This is a genomic window from Paracoccus acridae, from assembly GCF_014642735.1.
Classification (GTDB): domain Bacteria; phylum Pseudomonadota; class Alphaproteobacteria; order Rhodobacterales; family Rhodobacteraceae; genus Paracoccus; species Paracoccus acridae.
Genome location: NZ_BMIV01000007.1, coordinates 174,055 through 197,158 on the forward strand (window position 1 = coordinate 174,055; position 23,104 = coordinate 197,158).

Here is a 23,104-nt window from a genome sequence, read left to right on the forward strand (position 1 = left end):
TGGTTACGGGGTCGCGCAAGAAATCGCAAGCCACTGTTGGCGCTGACACTTGCCAAAGCGGGCGCGGGGCCGCATTCCTGCCGGGCGGACAGGGGAATGGACCATGCTGGAATTGACCGTTGGGGGCTGGGTTCTGGCCGTGATCGCCGCAGCCTCGGTCGGGCTTGCCAAGGGCGGGCTGGCGATGGTCGGCATGATCTCGGTCCCGGTGCTGTCGCTGGTGATGTCGCCGGTACAGGCGGCGGGCTTGATGCTGCCCATCTATGTGGTGTCCGACGTGGGCGGGCTGCTGGCGTTCCGGCGGAACTTCGACATGCGCGTGCTGGCCACCGCGCTGCCCGGCGCCCTTGCCGGGATCGGCATCGGCTGGGCGGGCGCGCATGTGGTGCCCGTGGATGGCGTCACCTTCATCGTCGGCGCGGTCGGGACGATCTTCGCGCTGAACGCATTGATCCGGCCCCCGCTAAAGGACGAAAGGCGATCCCCGTCCTATGCCCGGGGCACGGGCTGGGGGCTGCTGTCGGGATATACCAGCTTCGTCAGCCATGCGGGCGCGCCGCCCTGGCAGGTCTATGTGCAGCCGCTGCGGCTGTCCGCGCTGACCTATGCGGGAACGACCACCTGGTTCTTCGCGGTCTGCAACTGGGTCAAGCTGATCCCCTATGCCGCGCTGGGGCAGTTGTCGCCCGGCAACCTTCGGGCCGCCGCCGTGCTGATGCCGGTCGCGCTGCTGTCGGTCTGGGCCGGCCTGCGGCTGGTCAAGATCATCCCCGAGGCGCTGTTCTACAAGCTGATCACCTGGGGCCTGCTGGCGGTGTCGCTGCGGCTGATCTGGCAGGCGCTTGCCTGACGCCGCAGCGCAGCAATTTTGCGCTTGCCAATTCTAGCGCCACAGGGCAGCGTCGCGCAAGATTGTTGCGAGGAGGATCTGATGGCGCGTCCCTATCGTTCGGTTCTGTATATTCCCGCCGCCAATGCGCGGGCGATGGAAAAGGCGCAGACGCTTCCCGCCGACGCGATCATCTTCGATCTGGAGGACGCGGTCGCCCCTGCGGAAAAGCCTGCCGCGCGGGATGCCCTGGCGGCAGCCCTGGGCAATGATTACGGCCCGCGCGCGCGGATCGTGCGGATCAACGGTCTGGCGACGGAATGGGGCGAGGACGACGCGCGCTTCTGCGCGGGGCTGGCGGTCGATGCGGTGCTGATCCCCAAGGTGGACGGCCCCGCCGACCTGGACCGGGTGGCCGCGATCATTCCCGACGCGCCCTTGTGGGCGATGATGGAGACGCCGCTGGGGATGCTGAACGCCGTCGCCATTGCCGCCCATCCCCGGCTGGAGGGGATGGTGATGGGCACCAACGATCTTGCCAAGGAACTGAACAGCCGCTTCCGCCCCGACCGGCTGCCGATGCAGGCGGGGCTGGGCCTGTGCCTGCTGGCCGCCAAGGCCCATGGCAAGGTGATCGTGGACGGGGTCTTCAACGCCTTCAAGGACGAGGACGGGCTGCGCGCCGAATGCGAACAGGGCCGCGACATGGGATTTGACGGCAAGACGCTGATCCACCCCGCCCAGCTTGCCATCGCCAACGACGCCTTCGCCCCCACGGACGCGGAAATCGACCTGGCCCGCCGCCAGATCGACGCCTTCCAGGCGGCAAGCGCCGAAGGCAAGGGCGTCGCCGTGGTCGATGGCAGGATCGTGGAAAACCTGCATGTCGAAACCGCGCGCAAGACGCTGGACCGCGCCAAGGCGATTGCGGCCATGGCCGGATAAGGGCAGGGTGCGGCACAAGACATCCAGCGAAGGGAAAGCCAGATGGTTCTGCTGATATCGGGACTGGTTCTGTGGTGGGCGGCCCATCTGTTCAAGCGCGTGGCACCGGAACGGCGTGCCGCCCTGGGCGATAAGGGCAAGGGCCTGGTCGCGGTCCTGCTGATCCTGTCGGTCTTCATCATGGCGCGGGGCTATGGACAGGTCGATGGCCCCGTCTGGTGGGGCCGTTCGCCCGCGACGACGGGCATCAACAATCTGCTGATGCTGCTGGCCTTCTATCTCTATGCTGCCGACGGGATGGGCACGCGCGTCACCGCCTGGATCCGGCATCCGCAGCTGACCGGCTTCTCGCTCTGGGCCGTGGCGCATCTGCTGGTGAACGGGGATCTGGCCTCGCTGATCCTGTTCGGCGGGCTGCTGGCCTGGGCGCTTGTGGAAATCGTCCTGCTGAACCGCGCGGGCGCCTGGAAGCGGCGCAGCGGGCCCTTCCCGGTCCGCAAGGAAATCATGGCGGCCGTGGGCGCGGTCGTCGTCATGCTGGTCGTGGGCCTGATCCACGGCTGGATCGGACCCTGGCCATTCGGAGGCTGACGTGACCACCCTTTACCGCTGCATCACCGAGGACGACACCGTCCAGTTCTGCCACCGTGTCAGCGAGGCGCTGTCCAAGGGCTGGTCCCTGCATGGCAGCCCGACCATGGCCTTCGATCCCGTCAAGGGCGTGATGCGGATGGGGCAGGCCGTGACCAAGCAGGTTCAGGCCGAATACCATCCCGACATGAAGCTGGGGCAGCAATGACCAAGACCAATCCGGGCCGCTTCTTCGAGGATTACCGCATCGGCCAGGTGATCCGCCACGCCGTTCCCCGCACTGTCGCGGAAGGGGAACGGGCGCTGTATCACGCGCTGTATCCTGCGCGCCACGCGCTTTATTCCAGCGATGAATTCGCGTCGAATTGCGGGCTGGAAAGCAGCCCGATGGATGACCTGCTGGCCTTTCACATCGTCTTCGGCAAGACCGTGCCGGATGTCAGCCTGAACGCGGTGGCGAACCTGGGCTATGCGCAGGGGCGCTGGCTAGCCCCGGTCTGGCCGGGCGACACGCTGCGGTCGGAATCGCAGGTGATCGGGCTGAAGCAGAACAGCAATGGCAAATCCGGCGTGGTCTGGGTCCGTACCGAGGGTCTGAACCAGATGGAGGAGCCCGTGCTGGACTATGTTCGTTGGGTGATGGTGCGCAAGCGCGACCCTGATGCCCCCGCGCCCGAAACGGTCGTGCCCGACCTGGCCCCCGTTGTCATGCCCGAGGATCTGGTGTTTCCGGAAGGGCTGGATTTCAGCGACTACGACTTCGATCTGGCCGGCGAGCCGCATCGCTGGGGCGATTACCAACTGGGCGAGAAGATCGACCATGTGGACGGCGTCACCATCGAGGAGGCCGAGCATATGCTGGCGACCCGGCTGTGGCAGAACACCGCCAAGGTCCATTTCGACGCCACGAACCGAGAGGATGGGCGGCGGCTGATCTATGGCGGCCATGTCATCAGCATGGCCCGCGCGCTGTCCTTCAACGGATTGGCGAATGCGCAGATGATCGTCGCGCTGAACGGCGGCACCCATGCCAACCCTTGTTTCGCGGGCGATACCGTTCGCGCATGGTCCGAGGTTCTGGACAAGGCCGAAACGCCCGCGCCCGGCGTCGGCGCGATCCGGCTGCGGCTGGTCGCCACCAAGGGCGACAGCGGCGCGTTCAGGCTGAAGGACGCCGAGGGCCGCTATCATCCCGATGTCCTGCTGGATCTGGATTACTGGGCACTGATGCCGGTCTGACAAAGCGACTCGGCCGTTTCGCATCCGCAGCATGTGTTGTGATCACAGCCCGCCAGGTCGTGATCACAAACTCCGCCGACCAAGTCAAATCCGCGAAAAGACGGTGATGACTGGGTGACAGATGAAACAAATGGCGACAGTAACGCGTCAATTGCCAGCCCGCGCGGTCAGCCAAGCACCTGCGACGGGTCAAGCCAGAACCGTTTGAAGGAGCGCCGCATCATGGCCGACGTGAACCGGGGCAACCGGCCGCTTTCCCCCCATCTTCAGGTTTATCGCCTGCCCATGGCCGCCGTGACGTCGATCATGACGCGGATCACGGGGCACGCATTGGTCGCGGGTATCCTGCTGCTGGTCTGGTGGCTGGTCGCCGCCGTAACCGGCCCGGAAGCCTTTGCCGCCGCCGACTGGGTGGTGCGGTCCTGGATCGGCTTCATCGTGCTGACCGGATCGGCCTGGGCGCTGTGGTTCCACACGCTGGCGGGCATCCGGCACCTGTTCTACGATTCCGGCCAGCTTCTGCGGATCGAGGAGGCCGAGCGCGCAAGCTGGGCCATCATCATCGGGTCGGTGGTGCTGACGCTGCTGTCGCTGATCCTGTTCTTCTTTGCATAAGGGTAAGGCAACCATGCGCTATATCACCCCCCGCAAGGCAGCCATGGGCCTGGGTTCCGCCCACAGCGGCACGGCCGACCACTGGTTCCTGACCGTCAGTTCCTGCGCCCTCGTCCTGCTGGTCCCGGCCTTCATGCTGGTGATCGGCAATGCCATCGGCATGTCGCATCCCGAACTGGTGGCCTATTTCGGCCGTCCCTATCCGGCGCTGATCACGGCGCTGTTCATCGTCGTGGGCATGGTGCACTTCATCAAGGGCACCCGGATCATGATCGACGATTACTTCCAACACACGGCGCGCAAGGTGGCGATCATCGTCTCGGTGGTCTTTTCCTGGGCGGTCATCGCGGCGGCGGTCTTTGCGCTGGCCAAGATGACGCTGGTCACCGTCGCGATCTGAGGGCACCATGGCAGCATACGATATCCATACGCATGATTACGACGTGGTCGTGGTGGGGGCCGGGGGCGCCGGCCTGCGCGCGACGCTGGGCATGGCCGAACAGGGCCTTCGCACGGCCTGCGTGACCAAGGTCTTTCCGACCCGGTCCCACACCGTCGCGGCGCAGGGCGGCATCGCCGCGTCTCTGTCGAACATGGGCCCGGACAACTGGCAGTGGCACATGTACGACACCGTGAAGGGGTCGGACTGGCTGGGCGACACGGACGCGATGGAATACCTCGCGCGCGAGGCGCCCAAGGCCGTCTACGAGCTTGAACATTACGGCGTTCCCTTCAGCCGGACCGAGGAGGGCAAGATCTATCAGCGTCCCTTCGGCGGCCACACGACCGAGTTCGGCGAAGGCCCCCCGGTGCAGCGCACCTGCGCCGCGGCCGACCGGACCGGCCACGCGATCCTGCACACGCTTTACGGTCAGTCGCTGAAGAACAATGCGGAATTCTTCATCGAATACTTTGCGATCGACCTGATCGTCACGGACGGCGCCTGCACCGGCGTGGTCTGCTGGAAGCTGGACGACGGCACCATCCACGTCTTCAACGCCAAGATGGTGGTGCTGGCGACCGGCGGCTATGGCCGGGCCTATTTCAGCGCGACATCGGCCCATACCTGCACCGGCGACGGCGGCGGGATGGTCGCGCGCGCGGGCCTGCCCCTGCAGGACATGGAGTTCGTGCAGTTCCACCCGACCGGCATCTATGGCTCGGGCTGCCTGATCACCGAAGGCGCACGGGGCGAGGGCGGATACCTCACCAATTCGGAAGGCGAGCGTTTCATGGAACGCTATGCGCCGACCTACAAGGATCTGGCGTCCCGCGATGTGGTCAGCCGCTGCATCACCATCGAGATCCGCGAAGGCCGCGGCGTCGGTCCCGACAAGGACCACATGTATCTGAACCTGATGCACCTGCCGCCCGAGGCCTTGGCCGAACGTTTGCCCGGCATCAGTGAATCGGCCAAGATCTTCGCAGGCGTCGATGTGACCAAGCAGCCGATCCCCATCCTGCCGACGGTCCATTACAACATGGGCGGCATTCCCACGAACTATTGGGGCGAAGTCCTTGCGCCGACGGCGGAAAACCCCGATGCGATCTTCCCCGGCCTGATGGCCGTGGGCGAGGCGGGCTGCGCATCCGTCCATGGCGCGAACCGCCTGGGATCGAACAGCCTGATCGACCTGGTGGTCTTTGGCCGCGCCGCCGCCATCCGCGCCGGGCAGGTGATCGACCGCGAGGGTCATATCCCCTCGACCAACCAGGCCGAGGTTGACAAGGCCCTGGCCCGCTTCGACGGTCTGCGCCACGCCAAGGGCACCGTCAGCACGGCCGAACTGCGGCTGGAAATGCAGCGCACGATGCAGGCCGATGCGGCGGTGTTCCGCACCGACAAGACCCTGGCCGAGGGCGCCGAGAAGATGACGGCGATCGCGGCCAAGATGGACGACATCAAGGTCACGGACCGGGGCCTGATCTGGAACAGCGACCTGATGGAAACGCTGGAACTGACCAACCTGATGCCCAACGCGCTGGCGACCATTGTCGCGGCCGAGGCGCGCAAGGAAAGCCGTGGCGCACATGCCCATGAGGACTGGCCCGAGCGGGACGACGCCAACTGGCGGAAGCACTCGCTTGCATGGGTCGATGGAAACGCGGTTAAACTGGACTACCGCCCCGTCCATCTGGACCCCTTGACCAAGGAAGAGGATGGCGGGATCGACCTGAAGAAGATTGCTCCCAAGAAAAGGGTTTACTGATGCGCTTCCAAACTCTCGCCGCCCTGGGTCTTGCCGCCGCCACGCTTGCGGCCTGCGCCGCACCGATGCCGCCGGCGACCACCGTCACCGTGCCCCCCGCGGTCGTCACCACGCCGACCGTGCTGGACGCGGCCTCGCGCCAGGTTGCCCGGACCGTCATCAACGCCGAGATGGAGAAGCGCCTGCCCGGCGCCAATGTCGCGCCCTATACCGACTGCGTGGTCAACAACGCCACCACGGCGGAACTGATCGACATCGCCCAGGCCTCGCGCGCGGGCGTGTCGGGCACGGCGGACAGCGTGGCGGCCATTGTCTCGCGCCCGGCGACCACGCAGTGCATCGCCGCGGCGGCACGCACGGCCTGATGTGATGCGCGCGCGGGCGGGACATATGGCCTTGGCGCTGATCGGGATGCTGGCCGCCTGCGGCCCCGTCCCGGTCCAGCAGGCCGAGGTGACCTGCCTGCGCGACGCCGAACTGGCCGTCCGCCCGCAGACCAATGTGGCGGTCGGCATCGGCACCGGATCGTCCGGCACGCGCGGCTTCGGCAGCGTGTCGGTCGATCTGTCGGGCGACTACCTGATGGGCCGCGACCCGTCGCAGGTCTATGACCGCTGCGTGCAGCGCCGTTCGGGCCAGCCGCCGCGCCGGCCGCTGATCGACCAGCCGGGCTGGACGGGCTGAGCCATGGCGGGGCAGGCAGGGACAGGGCAGGGGGCGCGGCGCCTGATCGTTCATCTGGGCGTCCAGAAGACCGGCAGCACCTCGATCCAGCGGCACCTGCGCCGCAATGCCGACACGCTGGCGCATCACCTTGTGGTCCGCACGCCCGAGGAAGGATCGCCCATGCGCCCGCTGGGCCGCGCGGCGATTGCCTTCAGCCTGGCGCCTTCGGATGTCCGTGCGCAGGCGCTGAGGCTTGCCTTTCGCGACGTGCTGGACACCCTGCCGGCAAGCGATGTTCCGGTTCTGGTCAGCCACGAGAACCTGGCGGGCGCCATGCCCGGCAATGGCGGCGAGACGGGGCTGTTCCCGCACCTGCCCGGGATCGCCGGCCTTCTGGCAGAAGAAGCGCGGGAATTCGCGACCGATTTCGTGATCTATACGCGCAACCAGAAAAGCTGGCGTCCCTCGGTCTGGGCGCAGGCGGTGCGGACCGACGGTTATACCCGCAGCCTGGTTGAATTCGAGGCCGAGACTGCCGATCTTCCCCGGTGGGGCGACCTGATCCGCCGCATGACGGCCGAACTGGGCGGGCGCGTGACCCGCTTCCGGCTTGAGGACGAGGGCGATCCCCTGCGCCCCGGCCGCCAGCTTCTGCGTCATGCCGGGCTGGATGACGCCCTGATCGACGCGCTTCAGCCCCTGGACGGAGAGGCGAACAGCCGCCTGAACGACGGCGCGACCGAATTCCTGCGCAGGCTGAACGGCCTGTCGCTGAACCCCCACGCGCATGGCCGGATCGTCGATCTGGTCGCGCGCGCCGAACATCTTTTCGCGGCGGACGTGACGTCGCAAGGCACTTCCTGAGAGGAGCACCCCATGGTCCAGTTCACCCTGCCCAAGAACAGCCAGATCCGGGTCGGCAAGACCTGGCCCGCGCCTGCGGGCGCCACCAATGTCCGCAAGTTCAAGATCTATCGCTGGGATCCCGACACGGGCGAAAACCCGCGGCTGGACACCTATTTCGTCGATCTGGACAAGTGCGGGCCGATGATCCTGGACGCGCTGATCAAGATCAAGAACGAGATCGACCCGACCCTGTCCTTCCGCCGGTCCTGCCGCGAAGGGATCTGCGGGTCCTGCGCGATGAACATCGACGGCGGCAACCACCTGGCCTGCATCTATGGCATCGACGAGGTGAAGGGCGACGTGTCCATCTATCCGCTGCCGCATATGCCGGTGGTCAAGGACTTGGTGCCAGATCTGACGCATTTCTATGCCCAGCTTGCATCCGTGAACCCTTACCTGATCACCAAGTCGCCCACGCCCGGAAAGGAATGGAAGCAGTCCATCGAGGACCGCAAGAAGCTGGACGGGCTTTATGAATGCATCCTTTGTGCCTCCTGCTCGACCTCTTGCCCCAGCTACTGGTGGAACGGCGACCGTTATCTTGGCCCGGCCGCGCTGCTGAACGCCTATCGCTGGATCATCGACAGCCGCGACGAGGCCACGGGCGAGCGGCTGGACGAGCTGGAGGATCCCTTCAAGCTGTATCGCTGCCACACGATCATGAACTGCACCAACACCTGTCCCAAGGGGTTGAACCCCGCCAAGGCGATTGCCTCGATCAAGCACATGATGGTCGATCGGATGGTGTGATCCGCGTCCCGCAGTGGCCGGGGGCCAGCCCCCGGACCCCCGGGGTATTTGGGCAACGAAGAAGGGCCGGAGCAGTGATGCTTCGGCCCTTTTGGTTTTAGCATATTGGAAGGGTCAGCCTTCGACCTTGGTGAAATCCGCGATCTGCTGGCCTGCGGCGCGGATGCGGTGCAGCAGGTTCAGGCGGTTGCGGCGGACGATCTGGTTGTCGGTATTGACCTGCACCGCCTCGAAGAAGGCGTCGGTGGGGGCGCGAAGGCCTGCGATGGCGGTCATGGCGGCGGGGAAATCCTCGGCCTTGATCGCGGCTCTGATGGCCGGTTCGGCGGTATCGAGGGCGGCGAACAGGGCGCGTTCCTCGTCGGTTTCGGCGAACTTCACGTCGGCGCCAAAGCTGTATTCGACGCCGTCCTTTTCCTCGGCCTGGGCCAGGATATTGCCCGCGCGCTTGAGGCCCTGGGTCAGGTTCCGGCCGTCATCCGTCTGCAGCATGGCGTTCAGGGCGGTGGCGCGGTTCACCACCAGCACGAGGTCGTCGTTGCCGGGTTGCGCCAGCACGGCGTCGATGATGTCGTGGCGGATGCCTTGGTCGCGGAGATAGACCTTGAGGCGGTCGTGGAGGAAGGAGAGGAGGTCGGCAGCTTTCGAATCCAGTCCGACAGCAATATTTTCTGCCGTGGCTTCGGGATCGAAGTTTTCTCCGAACGTATGCGCATCGAACAGACTTAAGAGAAGCTTCTGTTCTGCTTCTGTTAGATTACTATCCCTTGAGGCGTTGCGTGTTGTATTGAGCGTCTGTGCAAATTGATCAAGCATCGATTCTTTCACGGCCGCTGCCAGGTTTCTGATCAATGGAAGTTTCGATGTGGTCTCTAACCTCATACGGACGTCACTTCCGAGAATGAGCCGAATGACCCCCAGCGCGGCCCGCCGTAGCGCAAAGGGATCCTTCGATCCCGTAGGCTTCTCATCAATCGCCCAGAACCCGGTCAGCGTGTCGATCTTGTCCGCGAGTGCCACCGCCACCGACACAGGCGTGGTTGGCACCGCATCCGACGGCCCGAGCGGCGAGTAGTGGTCGCGGGCGGCATCTGCCACGGCCTCATCCTCGCCAGCCGCAAGCGCGTAGTAGCGACCCATCGTGCCTTGCAGTTCGGGGAATTCACCGACCATGGCGCTGCGCAAGTCCAGCTTGGCCAGCTTTGCGGCCCGTTCGGCCTGGTCGGCATCGGCGCCGACCAAGGGCGCGATCTCTCGGGCAAGGGCGGCGATGCGTTCGATGCGATCCGCCTGCGAGCCCAGCTTGTTGTGGAAGGTAACGGATTTCAGCCCCTCGGCCCAGGCCTGCATCCCGGCCTTCGCCTCGCGCAGGTCGTTCTGCCAGAAGAACGCCGCGTCCGACAGACGCGCGGCCAGCACCCGCTGGTTGCCGGCCAGGATCGTCGCGCCGTCGTCGGGGGTCTCGATATTGGCGACGGTGACGAAGCCCTCGATCCGGCCGGTCCTGGGGTTGCGGGCCGAGAAGAACTTCTGGTGTTCCTTCATCGAGGTCTGCAGCACCTCGGGCGGCAGGTCCAGGAAGCGTTCCTCGATCACGCCCATCAGGGGGACGGGCCATTCGACAAGGCCCGCGACTTCGGCCAGCAGGGCGTCGTCGGGCACGATCTGCCAGCCGCGCGCGAAGGCGAGGTTCTCGGCCCCTTGGCGGATCGTTTCCTCGCGCTCGGCGCTGTCCAGGATCACATGGGCGCGGCGGAGTTTCGCGGCATAGTCGTCGAAGCCTGAAACGGTGAAGGCGTCGGGGGACAGAAAGCGGTGGCCGCGCGTGCTGTTGCCGGCGGCGATGCCTTCGACCGTCAGCGGGACCACGGTGGCGCCGGCCTCGTCCGAGAGCAGGCAGATGATCGAATGCAGCGGGCGCACCCAGCGCAGCGAACCCGCGCCCCAGCGCATCGACTTGGGCCAGGGGAAGTTGCGGATGGCGGCGTCCAGAACCTCGGCCACGATCTCGGATGCGGGGCGACCGGGCTTTTCGACCGTGGCGAACCAGACCTGGCCCTTCTTGTCGTCGCGCGCCGTCAACTGGTCGCGGGTCAGGCCGGCCGAGCGCAGGAAGCCCTCCAGCGCGGCTTCGGGGGCATCCAGGCGGGGGCCCTTGCGTTCCTCGCGCGTGGTGGGGCTGTGGGCGGTCAGCCCTTCCACCGCAAGCGTCAGGCGGCGGGGCGTGGAAAAGGCCCCGGCGCTGGCATAGGTCAGCCCGGCTTCGACCAGTCCGTCCGTGACCAGCTTGCGCAGATCCTCGCGCGCGCGGGCCTGCATCCGGGCGGGAATTTCCTCGGAGAACAGTTCGATCAACAGGTCGGGCATCAGTCCATCACTCCGCGTTCCGGGGTCTTGTCGTTGTATTGGTGCCAGCCATAGACGCGGCCGTCGGGATAGATCGCCAGCACGCGGTCCACGTCCGGGCGGATCTCGGCCTGGCCCAGGACGGCCTGAGCTGCGCCGGAGGCGAGGTCGGCGGTCAGTTGCCCGTGGTCGAAGCAGTCGAACCAGCCGGGGGCGCCCAGCGGCGTCGCGCCGCCGAAAGGGACGGGATCGGCGGGCTGCTGGTCCAGCACCGCGCAGGCCCGCCAGCGAAGGGGCGAGCTGTCTGCGTCGATGCCCTGGAAGTCGCGGACGGGCAGGGTGACGGGGCCGCCGGCGGTCTGCACGGCGAGCGTGTCGGCAGGCGGGATGCGGTCGTAGAAATGGTATTCCTGCAGATACCACATGCCCCCGCCCGCGATCACGCCGATGGCCAGCAGCCCTATGCCGACGATCTTGCCGTTCATGCTTGCGCGGCCTCGGTCGTGACGAACAGGTCGGCGCAGGCCTTCGCAAGCGCGCGGACCCGGCCGATATAGGCCTGCCGTTCCGTGACCGAGATCACGCCGCGCGCGTCCAGCAGGTTGAAGATGTGGCTGGCCTTGATCGCCTGGTCATAGGCCGGGTGCGCCATGGGAATGGTGCGGCCCGCCGCGTCCACCGGATCGGCGGCAAGGATGCGGGCGCATTCGGCCTCGGCGTCCTTGAAGTGCTGGAACAGCGTGTCGGTATCGGCCACGTCGAAGTTCCAGCGGGAATATTCGCGTTCGGTCTGGCGGAAGACATCGCCATAGGTCAGCGGGATCGGCGCGTCGGGGTCGTTGAAGGGCATGTCCATGACATGTTCCACCCCCAGCACATACATCGCCAGCCGTTCCAGGCCATAGGTCAGCTCGCCCGACACCGGGCGGCAGTCATGGCCGCCGACCTGCTGGAAATAGGTGAACTGGCTGACCTCCATCCCGTCGCACCAGACCTCCCATCCCAGGCCCCAGGCGCCCAAGGTCGGGGATTCCCAGTCGTCTTCCACGAAGCGTACGTCGTGGACCAGCGGGTCCAGGCCGATGGCGCGCAGGCTGCCCAGATACAGATCCTGCAGGTTCGCGGGGCTTGGCTTGATGATGACCTGATACTGGTAATAATGCTGCAGGCGGTTGGGGTTTTCGCCATAGCGCCCGTCGGTCGGGCGGCGCGAGGGCTGGACATAGGCCGCGGCCCAGGACCGCCCGCCCAGGGCGCGCAGCGTGGTGGCGGGGTGGAAGGTGCCCGCGCCGACTTCCATGTCATAGGGCTGCAGGACGGCGCAGCCTTGGGCGGCCCAGTAATTCTGCAACCGCAGGATGATGTCCTGGAAGCTGCGGGGTCGGTTGGGGCTGGTCATCGGGGCCGTCCTTTGCATAGATCAGCACATGCTTGCGCGCCTTCTAGGCGGGGCGGGGAACAGGGTCAATAAAGGCCGCAAGAACGGCCAGCGAAGGGGAACGGGGATGCGGCGCTTGGCTTTCTTGGTGATGGCGGCGGGATTGCCGATGGCGGCCTGGGCGCAGGACGCCGTGATCCGCATCGAGGCCAAGCGCGGCGACGACGTGGCCGAAGCCGCCGCCCGCTGGGCCAGCCAACTGGGCGAGGTGGTGACCTTTCCCCTGCCGCGCGGCTGGACGGCCATCGCCATCGGTCCCCTGACGCCCGAGGAAGCGGGCGAACGGATCGGGGCGCTGAAGGAGGCGCGCCAGATCCCGCAGGACAGCTTCGTCACCGTGCCGGGCCCGGATGTGGTTCTGACGCCGGTGGGTGCGGCGCCTGCGGTTGCGGAACCTGTGACCGAGGAACCTGCCGCGCCGCAGCCGGACCTGCCCGCGCCGGGAACCTATATCCGCCTGCAATCGGTGCAGGACCGTGCCGAAGCCGATGCCGCGCTTGCGGAATGGCGCAAGACCTTCCCCGAGGCGGGGATGACGGAATTGCCGAACGGCCGGTTCGGGGTGGTGCTGGGTCCGATGGACCGGGCGACGGCGGATGCCTGGCTGGATGTCTTCGAGGATGGCGACGTGGTGCCGGACGATGCCGTGGTGTCGGATGCGTCCGAACTGGGCGCGGTGATCGAGGCGGGGGAAACCCCCGACCTGCCCCCGCCGCCTGCCACCGCCGCCGAGATGCCGCCCATGGACCAGGTTCAGCGCGCGCTTCGCTGGGCGGGCGTGTATGATGGGGAAATCGACGGCAAGACCGGTCCGCGCACCCGCGACGCCATCCAGGCCGAGATCCTGGCCGAGCGCCTGTCCACCGATCCCGGCACGGCCATGGCCGAACTGATCGCCCGGCGCGAGGCCTGGCGGGCCGAAGTCGGGCTGACAACGCTGGAAGACAAGGCCACGGGGCTGTCGGTCATGGCGCCGATGGACCGGCTGGAATTCGACCGGGCGGAACGGGCGCTGTCGATCTATGGCCCCAAGGACGGGTCGGGCGCGGCGCTGATCCTGTTCAGCCAGCCCGGCGGTCAGCAGGAGTTGCTGGACATGTCGGGCCTCGTCACCGCGCTTGGCTGGGTGCCGCAGCCGGTGCGCGACATCAAGCCGGGCCGTGTCCTGCTGGAAGGCGCAAACGACGCCCATATCGGCCGCGCCGAAGGCTGGGTCCGCGACGGCCGGGCCGAGGGCTTCGTGCTGATCTGGCCTGCGTCCGACGCGCAGGGCCAGGCGCGGATCGCGGCAGAAATGTCGGACAGCTTCGCGCGCAGGGGTCCGGCGGCGAATGACGCGCCCCAGCCTGCCCAGTCTGCCACGCCCGCCTTGGGAAATCCCTAACCCCGCCAGAAGCGCGGCAGCAGCAGGACCAGCACCGATACCAGTTCCAGGCGGCCCAGATACATTCCCAGCGTCATCAGCCATTTGGCCGCGTCCGGAAATTCGGCGACCGATCCGTTGGCGGTGATCTCGGGTCCCCAGACGGGGCCGATATTGGCGATGGCGGTCCAGGCGCCGGTCAGGGCGGTGCGGGGATGCAGCCCGGCCAGCGACAGGCCCACGATCAGCAGCCCGAAGGTCAGCATGAACAGCGTGAAGAAGGCCATGACGGAATCGATCACGTCCTGGTCCAGGGGGCGGCCTTCATAGCGCAGGGCATAGACGCGGTGGGGCGAATGCATCCGGCGCAACTGCGCGCGCACCGCCTGGAACAGCACTAGGTATCGGAACACCTTGACCGAACAGGCGGTCGATCCCGTGCAGCCGCCGATCAGCCCGCAGATGATCAGGATCGCCAGCGGCAGGTGGCCCCAGGTCATCACGTCGGTCGAAAAGAACCCGGTGCCGGAAAAGGTGGACACGGTGTTGAACACGGTTTCCCGCGTGATGTCGATGATGTTGCCCTGATGCTGCAGGAAGATCACGCGATAGGCGATGATGATCGCGCAGGCATAGACGATCCAGCGAAGATAGGCGCGGATCTGCAGATCCTGCCAGAAGGGCGTCAGGTCCCCGCGCATCCCCTGCACCAGCCGGATGAAGGGGATCGAGGCCAGGATCATGAAGAAGGACGCCGCCCATTCCAGCGGTCCCAGGAAGGCCCCGAAGCTGGCGTCATAGTTCGAGAAGCCGCCGGTCGAGACCGTGCCGAAAGCCTGCACGATGGCATCGAAGCCGTTCATGCCCAGCAGCAGATAGGTGACGGTGCAGAACGCCGTCAGCATGATGTAGATGCGCGTCATCTCGGCCGCGATCTCTCCGGCGCGGGGCATGATCTTGCCCAGGGTGTCGAAGCCCTCGGACCGGAAGAACTGCATGCCGCCCACCTTCATGATCGGCAGGAAGACCATGGCGACGACGACGATACCGAGGCCGCCGATCCAGTGCAGGATGGCCCGCCACAGATGCGTGCCGCGCGGCAGGCCGTCCAGTTCAGGGAATGCCGTGGTGCCGGTGGTGGTGACGCCCGACATCGCCTCGAAATAGGCATCGACGAAGGGGGCGCCGGGCTGGCCCAGCATGAAGGGCAGGGCGCCGAAGACCGGCAGCACCGCCCACAGGCCCGAGGTCAGCAGAAAGGCCTGCTGGATCGACAGGCTTCTGTATTCGCCCCAGGTCGCGACCGAGACCAGCGTGCCCGCGACGGCCGTCAATGCCGCGCATTGCAGGAAGACCACCCAGTGCGGGTCGCCGTGCCACCAGTCCACCAGCATGGGCGCCAGCATCGAAACCCCCAGGGTCACGATGATCTTGCCGATCGGATGGGCCACGGGGCGAAGGTCGATCATGGCGACTGCTTGCCCCGCGCCCGTCAGGCCGTCAAGCGCCCTGCTGGACCCCGCGTGCGGCGCGGTTGATCCGGCCGATCCACCATGCCGCCGCCAGCAGCACCAGCCCCGCCGCCAGCGCCACCATGCCCGTGGCATGGTCGAAGGCCGCGTTGGCCGTGGCGATCAGGCGGTCCGCCTGCGGCGCGGGCAGGGTCGCGGCCAGGGCCAGGGCGCCGTCCAGCGAATCCGTGGCCTCGCGTCCTGATCCCCCGGCACCCGCGAAGCTGGCGCTGTAGATGCCCGCAAGCAGGCTGCCCAGGATCGCGATGCCAAGCGCGCCGCCCAGTTCATAGGACACCTCCTCGACCGAGGCCGCCATGCCCGCGCGGTCCGCGGGCGCGTTCAGCATGATGGCCGAGGAGGCGGCGGTCATGGCCGCGCCGATGCCTGCCCCCATGACCGCGAAGCTGCCAAGCGCCAAGGCCGGATGGCCGAAGCCCATGCCATAGGCCAGGATGCCCGCCCCGCTGGCCGCCAGCGACCAGGCCAGCAGGCGCCCCGCGTCCATGCGGGCCATCATCAGGCCCGCGACCGGTCCGGCCACGAAGGCCGCCAACGGGATGGGCAGGCTGAACAGCCCTGCTTCCAGGGGCGACAGGCCCTGGACCAGTTGCAGGCGCTGCGTGATGGCAAGCTGCACCCCCAGCAGCGCGGCGGCGGAGACGACGGCGCCGATGACCCCGCCCGCGAAACGGGGATCGCGGAACAGCGCCAGGTCGATCATCGGGCTGGCGCTGCGGCGCAGGCGGCGCAGGAACAGCGCAAGGGCGGCAAGGCCCACCAGGGCGGACAGGACCAGCACCGTCGCGGAAGGCGCAGGCTTGGCGATTTCCTTGATGGCCAGCGTGATGCCGATCAGGCCCACCAGGATCAGCACCGATCCCGCAGGGTCGAAGGGATGATGCCCGTGGGCCTTGCCCCTGGGCACGAAGGCGATGGTCAGGACCAGTGCCGCCAGCACGACCGGCAGGTTGATCAGGAACACGGCGCCCCAGTGGAAATGCTGAAGCAGCGCCCCGCCGATCACCGGCCCCAGCGCCGCCCCGCCCGAGGCGACGGCGGCCCAGATGCCGATGGCCAAGGCCCGGTCATCGGGATCCTCGAAGGTTTGGCGGATGATCGACAGCGTGGCGGGCATCATCGCCGCCGCGCCCAGGGCAAGGCCCGCCCGCGCCGCGATCAGCATGACCGGCAACGGCGCAAAGCCCGCAGCCAGCGAGGCCAGCCCGAAGATGACCAGCCCGATGGCGAACATCCGCCGGTGACCGTAACGGTCCCCCAACGCCCCCGCGCCGGGCAGCAGCCCGGCCACGACCAGCGAATAGGCATTGACGATCCACAGCTTTTCCGTGGCCGAGGCACCCAGATCCCGCGTCAGCGTCGGCAGCGCGGTGTAAAGCACCGTCATGTCGATGACGATCAGGAACAGCGCGCTTGAAACGATCGCCAGCACGAGCCAGGGGGAACGGGCGGTCATGATTCACCTGAAATGAAGGCGATGCCGGAACGGGTCGATGCGTGACTTTAGCTATAATGGAGAAGGAGCAAAATGGCCGAGATCGCGGGGCTGCGGAACGAACAGGCAGCCATTTCCGGCGCGACCCGCGCAGGTGGCCTCTGAAAGCCACCGCTTGGGTCTTGCCTGGGTCGGCCCCTGCCAAATCAGCTGTTCGGATCCTGGTAAACGCCGGTTTCCTTCAGCGTGTCCATGACCTCGCGCGGCATGTAGGTCTCGTCATGCTTGGCCAGAAGGTCGCGCGCCTCGAAGCGGCCGTCGCGGTAATAGCCCTTGGCGATGGTGCCCTGGCCTTCGGTGAACAGGTCCGGGCGCGGGTCGCGGCCGACATAGCTGACGGGGATTTCCGCCGCGCCATCGGTGATGACGAAGTCGAATTCGACGCCGTGGCGGTCCACGATGGACCCGTCCTTCACCAGCCCGCCCAACTGGAAATATTCGTCGGGATCGGGCGCGGCCTCGGTCACCTGCGTGGGCGAGCGATACAGGTTGATGCCGTCGCGAAAGCCGTAGCCGATCAGCCCCACCGCGATCAGCAAGGCAACGGCGGCCGCGACGATCACCTGGATGCGGCGGCGTTTCTTCAGGGATTTCATGCCAGCCATGGTATCACCCTCATGCTGCCTCGAAATGGATGGGGCGGCGCAGGAACTGGGTGGCCTTGCTGGACACCCGGACCGGATCGCCCGTCGTCAGGTTCTTGGATTCGGTGCCCGAACCCAGGAATTCCGGCCTGCGCTGCAGATAGTCGGCCAGGCTTTCCGCGACCAGTCCCGCCTGGCTGAAAACCTTGACATCGGGACCAAGCGCCTTCTGGAAGGCCGCTTCGACCAGGGGATAATGCGTGCAGCCCAGCACCGCGGCCTCGGGGTGGGGCATCCGGCGCAGCAGCGCCTCGACATGGGATGCCACAAGCGCCTCGGCCAGGATCTCGTCGCCCATCTCGATGGCATCGACCACGCCGCCGCAGGGCTGGGCCTCGACATCGACGCCCACGGCGCGGAAGGCCAGTTCCCGCTGGAAGGCGCGGCTGGCGACGGTCGCCGGGGTGGCGAACAGCGCCACATGCTTGACCGCGACCTCGCGGGGCGGCGAATTGTCGCCCCAACGGCGTTCGGTCAGCGCCTCGATCATCGGGACGAAGACGCCCAGGACGCGCTTGTCGGCGGGCAGCCAGGTTTCCTGCATCCGCTTCAGCGCGGCGGCGCTGGCGGTGTTGCAGGCCAGGATCACCAGATCGCAGCCTTCCTGCCACAGCCGTTCGACGCCCGCGCAGGTCAGGTTGAAGATATCCTCGGCATCGCGCACGCCATAGGGCGTATGCTTGTTGTCGCCCAGATAGACCAGCGGCAGGTCGGGCAGGCGCGCGGCGATGGCCTGATGGACCGTCAGCCCGCCCAGTCCCGAATCGAAAACGCCTACCGCCATCCGTGCCACCCTTGTTCTGTCGCGAGGTGCCTTTTTAGGGCGCATCGCGGTTCTTGGAAATGACTTAGATCAGGTGACCCCCCGAAAGGTGGTCATTCGGCGGCCTGCTGCAGGGGTGCCTGGCCGCTGCGGAGCTGCGCCAGTAGTTCCGTCCGGCGCAGGGCCGCGGCTTGTTCGGCCTTTTCCTTCACCGGGCCGAAGCCGCGCACCGTCAGCGGCAGTTCCGCCAGTTCGATGGCAACGGGCATGGTGGCATCGGTGACATTCGCCAGGACTTCGCGCATGTCCGCCTCGTATTCGCGGATGGCAGCCCGTTCCCTGCGGCGTTCGGCGGCATAGCCGAAGGGGTCGAAGGGCGTGCCGCGCAGGAACTTCAGCCTTGCCAGCAGCTTGAAGCCGCGCAGCATCCCTTCGCCGTATTCGCGTTTCCTCGGGCGGCCTTCGGCATTCTTGCCGCCCAGGATCGGCGGGGCGAGGTGCAGCTTCAGCTTCGTGTCGCCATCCCACTGTTCCGCAATCTGCTGCGCCGTGGTCAGGTGCAGCCGCGCGACCTCGTATTCGTCCTTGTAGGCCAGCAGCTTGTAATACCCGCGCGCGACGCTTTCGCGCAGGGGTGCGGGGGCGGCATCGACCAGCTTGCGGAAACGCTTTGCCAGCCGCTTGTTCTGGTAACCGATCAGCCGCGCCTCGCGATAGGCCACCGGATCGGGGGGCAGTTGCGTGACCGGGGCGGGCTTGCGGGTCTGTTCGGGGAAGGCCATGGCCCAGCGGCCGATCTGGAAGGCCCGCTGGTTTTCCGCGACCTTGGCGCCGTTCAGTTCGATCGCCTGCATGATCGCGTCCAGCGTCAGGGGGATCAGCCCCTGCTGCCAGGCCGCGCCCAGCACCAGCATGTTGGAATAGATCGAATCCCCCAGCATCCGCAGCGCCAGGTCGTTGGCGTCGAAGAAGGCCACCTTTTCGCGCAGCCGCGCCTGAAGCGAGACCTTGAGCTGGTCCGAGGGCACGCGGAAATCGCGCAGGCGGGTGAAGTCGCCGGTCACGATCTCGTGGTCGTTGACGACGGCGCCGGTGCGGCCCGTGGTCATCAGGCCGATGGTCTTGGCCCCGGCGGTCACGACCAGGTCGCCGCCGATGATGCAGTCTGCCTCGCCCACGGCGACGCGGATGGCGCTGATGTCCTCGGGGCGGTTCGCCAGGCGCAGGTGGATATGGACCGCGCCGCCCTTCTGGGCCAGGCCCGCCATCTCCATCATGCCGGCGCCCTTGCCGTCGATATGGGCGGCCTGGGCCAGCACCGCGCCCAGCGTCACGACCCCGGTGCCGCCGACGCCGGTGATGACAACGTTATGCGTGCCGGTGATCGCGGGAAGGGTGGGGCTTGGCAGGTCGGGGATCTCGAAGGCCTCGGCCTTGGGCTTCCTCAGCTTGCCGCCCTCGACCGTGACGAAGCTGGGGCAGAAGCCCTTGAGGCAGGAAAAGTCCTTGTTGCAGGACGACTGGTCGATCTGGCGCTTGCGGCCCAGTTCGGTGTCCAAGGGCACGATCGACACGCAGTTCGACTGGATGCCGCAATCGCCGCAACCCTCGCAGACCTCGGGGTTGATCCAGACGCGGCGGTCGGGATCGGGGAAGGTGCCCTTCTTGCGGCGGCGGCGTTTCTCGGCCGCGCAGGTCTGGATATAAAGGATCGCGCTGACGCCCTCGGTCCCGGCCAGTTCACGCTGCACGGCCATCAGTTCGGACCGTTCCTCGAAGCGCAGGCCCGTGGGGAACTGCTTGCGGTCGATGTCTTCCTTTTCGTCATAGACGACGACCAGGGGCTTGACGCCCATCGCCACCAGTTCCTCGGCGATCTGGGGGGCGGTCAGGCCGCCTTCGTTGGGCTGCCCGCCGGTCATGGCGACCGCGTCGTTGAACAGGATCTTGTAGGTGATCGTGGTCCCCGCCGCGATGGCCGCGCGGATCGCCAGCGACCCCGAATGGTTGTAGGTGCCGTCGCCCAGGTTCTGGAAGACGTGCTTGGTCTTGGAAAACGGCGCCTCGCCCACCCAGTTCACGCCCTCGCCGCCCATATGGGTGAAGCCGGTGGTTTCCCGGTCCATCCACTGCACCATGTAGTGACAGCCGATCCCGGCATAGGCGCGGCTGCCGTCCGGCACCCTGGTCGAGGTGTTGTGCGGGCAGCCCGAGCAGAACCAGGGCGTGCGCGTGGCGATTTCCGGGGCGTTGTCGGCGCGGCGCACCTCGGCCAGGCGGGTCAGGCCCGCCTTGATGTGGTCGGTGCCGCGACCTTCCTCAATCAGGATTTCGCCGATCTTCTGGGCGATCATCACCGGATCAAGGGCGTAGCGCGTGGGGAACAGTTCGGCCCCGGTGCGGTCGTGCTTCCAGCCATGGACGCGGCGGCCGTGGCGGTTGTCGAAGATCGCCTCCTTCAGCTGCACCTCGATCAGCTTGCGCTTTTCCTCGACGCAGACGATCAGTTCAAGGTTCTCGGACCATTCCTGGAAGGACTTCATGTCCAGGGGCCAGGTCTGCCCGACCTTGTAGGTGGACAGGCCCAGCCGTTCGGCCTCGGCCTCGTCGATGCCCAGAAGCGACAGCGCATGGACCAGATCCAGCCAGTTCTTGCCCGCCGCGACGAAGCCGATCTTGGCGCCGGGCTTGCCCCAGACCTTGTGGTCGATCTTGTTGGCGCGCGAAAACGCCTCGGCCGCCCAGCGTTTATAGTCGATCATCCGCGCCTCGGAGGCGACGGGCGTGTCGTGCAGGCGGATGTTCAGCCCACCTTCCGGCATCTGGAAGTCGGGCGTGACGAAGGACAGCCGGAACGGATCGCCATTGACGACCGAGGTCGCCTCGACCGTGTCCTTCATGGTCTTCAGCCCCGTCCAGACGCCCGCGAAACGCGACAAGGCAAAGGCGTAAAGGCCGTAATCCAGGATTTCCTGGACGCCCGCGGGCGACAGCACGGGGATATAGCGGTCGATCATCGCCCAGTCCGACTGGTGCAGCACGGAACTGCTTTCGCCGGTATGGTCGTCGCCCATGGCCATGACCACGCCGCCGAATTTCGACGTGCCCGCCATGTTGGCATGGCGCATCACGTCGCCCGACCGGTCCACGCCCGGCCCCTTGCCATACCACAGCGCGAAGACGCCGTCGTATTTGCCCTCGCCCCGCAACTCGGCCTGCTGGCTGCCCCAGATGGCGGTGGCGGCCAGATCCTCGTTCAGGCCCGGCTGGAACAGGATGTTCTGTTCCCCCAGCCGCTTGCCTTCGCGCATCATCTGCAGATCGACGCCCCCCAGCGGCGATCCGCGATAGCCGGTCACGAAGCCCGCCGTGTTCAACCCCGCCGCCTTGTCGCGCGCCGCCTGCATCAGCATCAGCCGCACCAAGGCCTGCGTGCCGTTCAACAGCACCTGGGGCTTGGTCAGGTCGAACCGGTCGGCTAGCGAAAATTCCTGCTTGCTCATTCTGTGGTCTCCTCCGCCTTGGGGCATTATAGGTCAGCTTTGCTGACCGACGAAGGAAAAACTTCGTGTTTGCCTTTCGCTTGCCGAGATGGGGCATTCAGGTTAGGTCTGCAAAAATTGCATGGCAGCCACGGCAGGATTGTAACAGCATGGACTGGGACAAGCTCAGAATCTTTCACGCCGTTGCCGATGCCGGCAGCCTGACCCATGCCGGCGACACGTTGCACCTGTCGCAGTCGGCGGTCAGCCGGCAGATTCGCGCCCTGGAAGAATCACTTGGGACCACCCTTTTCCACCGCCATGCGCGGGGGCTGATTCTGACCGAACAAGGGGAACTGCTGTTCGAGGCCACCTCCTCGATGGCGCGCAAGCTGGATACCGCATCGGCCCGCATCCGCGACAGCGAGGAACATGTCTTCGGCGAATTGAAGGTGACGGCCACCGTGGGCTTCGGCACGCTGTGGCTGGCCCCCAAGCTGGTCAAGCTTTACGACAAGTATCCCGACCTCAAGATCGACCTCATGCTGGAGGAACGGGTCCTGGACCTGCCCATGCGCGAGGCCGACGTGGCGATCCGCATGAAGGAACCCAGCCAGTCCGACCTGATCCGGCGCCGCCTGCTATCCGTGCGGATGCGGCTTTATGCGACGCAGGAATACCTGGACAAGGCGGGCGTGCCCGAAACCATGGCCGACCTGTCCCCCTATCGCCTGATCTGCCAGCGTCCCGACCAGCCCCAGGTGACGGCCGGCGCGCGCCTGGTGCAGGAGATCATGGCCCAGAACATTGGATCGACCCTGACGGTGAACAACTATTTCGGGGTGCTGCAGGCCGTGCTGGCGAACCTGGGAATCGGCGTGTTGCCCGATTATCTGACAGCCGATCACAAGCGCCTGGTCCGCGTCCTGCCCAACATCGAATCCGGCGAGGTGCCGGTCTTCCTGGCCTATCCCGAGGAATTGCGCCAAACCCGCCGGGTCGCCGTGTTCCGCGATTTCGTGCTGGAGGAAATCCAGGCATTCCGCCGCCGGCAAAGCGAAGCCCTGCTGTCAGAGGCCATAAGCAACGACTAAAGTCGCAGAGGCTGGGGCAAATCTGCAACTTTGGCGTGTAGCCATTCCGCAACTGCATGGCCGCTATGACCTTTGGATGGGGTCAATGGCCTTGAATCGTTAACAACCTGCCCATAGATCAGGCGTCGAAGGCGATGATCAGCGTAATCGCTCATCACCTTCTACCTCCCTGTTGGACTTAGGCCGGGCCTTGTGC

22 protein-coding genes are annotated in these 23,104 nt (G+C 66.4%); 14 read left to right on the forward strand and 8 right to left on the reverse strand.

Going from position 1 to position 23,104, the window contains the following annotated elements:
• The first annotated feature begins 103 nt into the window (after window positions 1–103).
• From IEX25_RS12200 to IEX25_RS12255, 12 genes are all read left to right on the forward strand, one after another.
• Window positions 104–850: a sulfite exporter TauE/SafE family protein gene (locus IEX25_RS12200; protein WP_103171362.1), complete on the forward strand. Its 747-nt coding sequence runs from the start codon at window positions 104–106 to the stop codon at window positions 848–850.
• A gap of 81 nt (window positions 851–931) precedes the next feature.
• Window positions 932–1,774: an HpcH/HpaI aldolase/citrate lyase family protein gene (locus tag IEX25_RS12205; protein WP_188715265.1), complete on the forward strand. Its 843-nt coding sequence runs from the start codon at window positions 932–934 to the stop codon at window positions 1,772–1,774.
• Between the two features lie 42 nt (window positions 1,775–1,816).
• Complete coding sequence (locus tag IEX25_RS12210; protein WP_103171364.1) at window positions 1,817–2,365, forward strand: NnrU family protein; 549 nt, start codon at window positions 1,817–1,819, stop codon at window positions 2,363–2,365.
• 1 nt (window position 2,366) lies between these two features.
• Window positions 2,367–2,573, forward strand: coding sequence for a DUF1737 domain-containing protein (locus tag IEX25_RS12215; RefSeq protein ID WP_103171365.1), 207 nt, complete (start codon window positions 2,367–2,369; stop codon window positions 2,571–2,573).
• A complete protein-coding gene (locus IEX25_RS12220) occupies window positions 2,570–3,604 on the forward strand; it encodes a MaoC family dehydratase (protein ID WP_103171366.1) in 1,035 nt (344 codons plus the stop codon). Before IEX25_RS12215 ends, IEX25_RS12220 begins: the two co-directional genes overlap by 4 nt.
• 222 nt (window positions 3,605–3,826) lie before the next feature.
• The gene (sdhC, locus tag IEX25_RS12225; protein WP_103171367.1) at window positions 3,827–4,219 is read left to right on the forward strand and encodes a succinate dehydrogenase, cytochrome b556 subunit; all 393 of its coding nucleotides are present in this window, start codon (window positions 3,827–3,829) and stop codon (window positions 4,217–4,219) included.
• Between the two features lie 13 nt (window positions 4,220–4,232).
• Entirely contained in the window at window positions 4,233–4,619 is a 387-nt protein-coding gene (locus IEX25_RS12230) for a succinate dehydrogenase, hydrophobic membrane anchor protein (protein WP_103171368.1), read from the forward strand.
• Between the two features lie 7 nt (window positions 4,620–4,626).
• Entirely contained in the window at window positions 4,627–6,429 is a 1,803-nt protein-coding gene (sdhA, locus tag IEX25_RS12235; protein ID WP_103171369.1) for a succinate dehydrogenase flavoprotein subunit, read from the forward strand.
• Window positions 6,429–6,794, forward strand: coding sequence for a hypothetical protein (locus IEX25_RS12240; protein WP_188715266.1), 366 nt, complete (start codon window positions 6,429–6,431; stop codon window positions 6,792–6,794). The genes sdhA and IEX25_RS12240 overlap by 1 nt, the downstream gene beginning before the upstream one ends.
• 4 nt (window positions 6,795–6,798) lie before the next feature.
• Complete coding sequence (locus IEX25_RS12245) at window positions 6,799–7,113, forward strand: hypothetical protein (protein WP_103171370.1); 315 nt, start codon at window positions 6,799–6,801, stop codon at window positions 7,111–7,113.
• Between the two features lie 3 nt (window positions 7,114–7,116).
• Window positions 7,117–7,959: a hypothetical protein gene (locus tag IEX25_RS12250; protein ID WP_103171371.1), complete on the forward strand. Its 843-nt coding sequence runs from the start codon at window positions 7,117–7,119 to the stop codon at window positions 7,957–7,959.
• Between the two features lie 12 nt (window positions 7,960–7,971).
• Window positions 7,972–8,751 (forward strand): succinate dehydrogenase iron-sulfur subunit, encoded by a 780-nt coding sequence (locus tag IEX25_RS12255; protein WP_103171372.1) that lies wholly within the window; start codon window positions 7,972–7,974, stop codon window positions 8,749–8,751.
• A 114-nt stretch (window positions 8,752–8,865) separates the two neighbouring features.
• Here the strand turns inward: IEX25_RS12255 and glyS are convergent, their stop codons facing one another.
• Genes glyS through IEX25_RS12270 form a run of 3 tightly spaced genes read right to left on the reverse strand, consistent with a single transcriptional unit; the run spans window position 8,866 to window position 12,496 of the window.
• Window positions 8,866–11,118, reverse strand: coding sequence for a glycine--tRNA ligase subunit beta (gene glyS / locus IEX25_RS12260; protein ID WP_188715268.1), 2,253 nt, complete (start codon window positions 11,116–11,118; stop codon window positions 8,866–8,868).
• Window positions 11,118–11,582 carry a DUF6446 family protein gene (locus IEX25_RS12265; RefSeq protein ID WP_103171374.1) on the reverse strand — a complete coding sequence of 155 codons (465 nt, stop codon included), beginning with the start codon at window positions 11,580–11,582 and terminating at the stop codon, window positions 11,118–11,120. The genes glyS and IEX25_RS12265 overlap by 1 nt, the downstream gene beginning before the upstream one ends.
• Window positions 11,579–12,496 carry a glycine--tRNA ligase subunit alpha gene (locus IEX25_RS12270; protein WP_103171375.1) on the reverse strand — a complete coding sequence of 306 codons (918 nt, stop codon included), beginning with the start codon at window positions 12,494–12,496 and terminating at the stop codon, window positions 11,579–11,581. Before IEX25_RS12270 ends, IEX25_RS12265 begins: the two co-directional genes overlap by 4 nt.
• A gap of 106 nt (window positions 12,497–12,602) precedes the next feature.
• On the opposite strand from IEX25_RS12270, the gene IEX25_RS12275 reads away from it, so the two are divergent.
• Complete coding sequence (locus IEX25_RS12275) at window positions 12,603–13,919, forward strand: peptidoglycan-binding domain-containing protein (protein ID WP_229665155.1); 1,317 nt, start codon at window positions 12,603–12,605, stop codon at window positions 13,917–13,919.
• On the opposite strand, the gene IEX25_RS12280 is transcribed toward IEX25_RS12275, so the two are convergent.
• The 5 genes from IEX25_RS12280 to IEX25_RS12300 form a co-directional block, all read right to left on the reverse strand.
• Window positions 13,916–15,367 (reverse strand): TrkH family potassium uptake protein, encoded by a 1,452-nt coding sequence (locus tag IEX25_RS12280; protein ID WP_103171376.1) that lies wholly within the window; start codon window positions 15,365–15,367, stop codon window positions 13,916–13,918. The genes IEX25_RS12275 and IEX25_RS12280 overlap by 4 nt on opposite strands.
• 31 nt (window positions 15,368–15,398) lie before the next feature.
• Window positions 15,399–16,886 carry an MFS transporter gene (locus IEX25_RS12285; RefSeq protein WP_188715270.1) on the reverse strand — a complete coding sequence of 496 codons (1,488 nt, stop codon included), beginning with the start codon at window positions 16,884–16,886 and terminating at the stop codon, window positions 15,399–15,401.
• Between the two features lie 185 nt (window positions 16,887–17,071).
• Complete coding sequence (ccmE, locus tag IEX25_RS12290; protein WP_103171683.1) at window positions 17,072–17,521, reverse strand: cytochrome c maturation protein CcmE; 450 nt, start codon at window positions 17,519–17,521, stop codon at window positions 17,072–17,074.
• Between the two features lie 19 nt (window positions 17,522–17,540).
• Window positions 17,541–18,353, reverse strand: a complete 813-nt coding sequence (locus tag IEX25_RS12295) for a glutamate racemase (RefSeq protein ID WP_103171378.1) — start codon at window positions 18,351–18,353, stop codon at window positions 17,541–17,543.
• Window positions 18,354–18,445: 92 nt separating this feature from the next.
• Window positions 18,446–21,835, reverse strand: a complete 3,390-nt coding sequence (locus tag IEX25_RS12300; protein WP_103171379.1) for an indolepyruvate ferredoxin oxidoreductase family protein — start codon at window positions 21,833–21,835, stop codon at window positions 18,446–18,448.
• 149 nt (window positions 21,836–21,984) lie between these two features.
• Here IEX25_RS12300 and IEX25_RS12305 point away from each other — a divergent pair, with 149 nt between their 5' ends.
• Window positions 21,985–22,908: a LysR family transcriptional regulator gene (locus IEX25_RS12305; protein ID WP_103171380.1), complete on the forward strand. Its 924-nt coding sequence runs from the start codon at window positions 21,985–21,987 to the stop codon at window positions 22,906–22,908.
• The last annotated feature ends 196 nt before the right edge of the window (window positions 22,909–23,104 follow it).

Excerpts from the sequence above, each read along its gene's own strand:
- IEX25_RS12200 (WP_103171362.1), top strand. The coding sequence starts at position 104 with ATGCTGGAATTGACCGTTGGGGGCTGGGTTCTGGCCGTGATCGCCGCA.
- IEX25_RS12205 (WP_188715265.1), top strand. The coding sequence starts at position 932 with ATGGCGCGTCCCTATCGTTCGGTTCTGTATATTCCCGCCGCCAATGCG.
- IEX25_RS12210 (WP_103171364.1), top strand. The coding sequence starts at position 1,817 with ATGGTTCTGCTGATATCGGGACTGGTTCTGTGGTGGGCGGCCCATCTG.
- IEX25_RS12220 (WP_103171366.1), top strand. The coding sequence starts at position 2,570 with ATGACCAAGACCAATCCGGGCCGCTTCTTCGAGGATTACCGCATCGGC.
- sdhC (WP_103171367.1), top strand. The coding sequence starts at position 3,827 with ATGGCCGACGTGAACCGGGGCAACCGGCCGCTTTCCCCCCATCTTCAG.
- IEX25_RS12230 (WP_103171368.1), top strand. The coding sequence starts at position 4,233 with ATGCGCTATATCACCCCCCGCAAGGCAGCCATGGGCCTGGGTTCCGCC.
- sdhA (WP_103171369.1), top strand. The coding sequence starts at position 4,627 with ATGGCAGCATACGATATCCATACGCATGATTACGACGTGGTCGTGGTG.
- IEX25_RS12240 (WP_188715266.1), top strand. The coding sequence starts at position 6,429 with ATGCGCTTCCAAACTCTCGCCGCCCTGGGTCTTGCCGCCGCCACGCTT.
- IEX25_RS12245 (WP_103171370.1), top strand. The coding sequence starts at position 6,799 with ATGCGCGCGCGGGCGGGACATATGGCCTTGGCGCTGATCGGGATGCTG.
- IEX25_RS12250 (WP_103171371.1), top strand. The coding sequence starts at position 7,117 with ATGGCGGGGCAGGCAGGGACAGGGCAGGGGGCGCGGCGCCTGATCGTT.
- IEX25_RS12255 (WP_103171372.1), top strand. The coding sequence starts at position 7,972 with ATGGTCCAGTTCACCCTGCCCAAGAACAGCCAGATCCGGGTCGGCAAG.
- glyS (WP_188715268.1), bottom strand. The coding sequence starts at position 11,118 with ATGCCCGACCTGTTGATCGAACTGTTCTCCGAGGAAATTCCCGCCCGG.
- IEX25_RS12265 (WP_103171374.1), bottom strand. The coding sequence starts at position 11,582 with ATGAACGGCAAGATCGTCGGCATAGGGCTGCTGGCCATCGGCGTGATC.
- IEX25_RS12270 (WP_103171375.1), bottom strand. The coding sequence starts at position 12,496 with ATGACCAGCCCCAACCGACCCCGCAGCTTCCAGGACATCATCCTGCGG.
- IEX25_RS12275 (WP_229665155.1), top strand. The coding sequence starts at position 12,603 with ATGCGGCGCTTGGCTTTCTTGGTGATGGCGGCGGGATTGCCGATGGCG.
- IEX25_RS12280 (WP_103171376.1), bottom strand. The coding sequence starts at position 15,367 with ATGATCGACCTTCGCCCCGTGGCCCATCCGATCGGCAAGATCATCGTG.
- IEX25_RS12285 (WP_188715270.1), bottom strand. The coding sequence starts at position 16,886 with ATGACCGCCCGTTCCCCCTGGCTCGTGCTGGCGATCGTTTCAAGCGCG.
- ccmE (WP_103171683.1), bottom strand. The coding sequence starts at position 17,521 with ATGAAATCCCTGAAGAAACGCCGCCGCATCCAGGTGATCGTCGCGGCC.
- IEX25_RS12295 (WP_103171378.1), bottom strand. The coding sequence starts at position 18,353 with ATGGCGGTAGGCGTTTTCGATTCGGGACTGGGCGGGCTGACGGTCCAT.
- IEX25_RS12300 (WP_103171379.1), bottom strand. The coding sequence starts at position 21,835 with ATGAGCAAGCAGGAATTTTCGCTAGCCGACCGGTTCGACCTGACCAAG.
- IEX25_RS12305 (WP_103171380.1), top strand. The coding sequence starts at position 21,985 with ATGGACTGGGACAAGCTCAGAATCTTTCACGCCGTTGCCGATGCCGGC.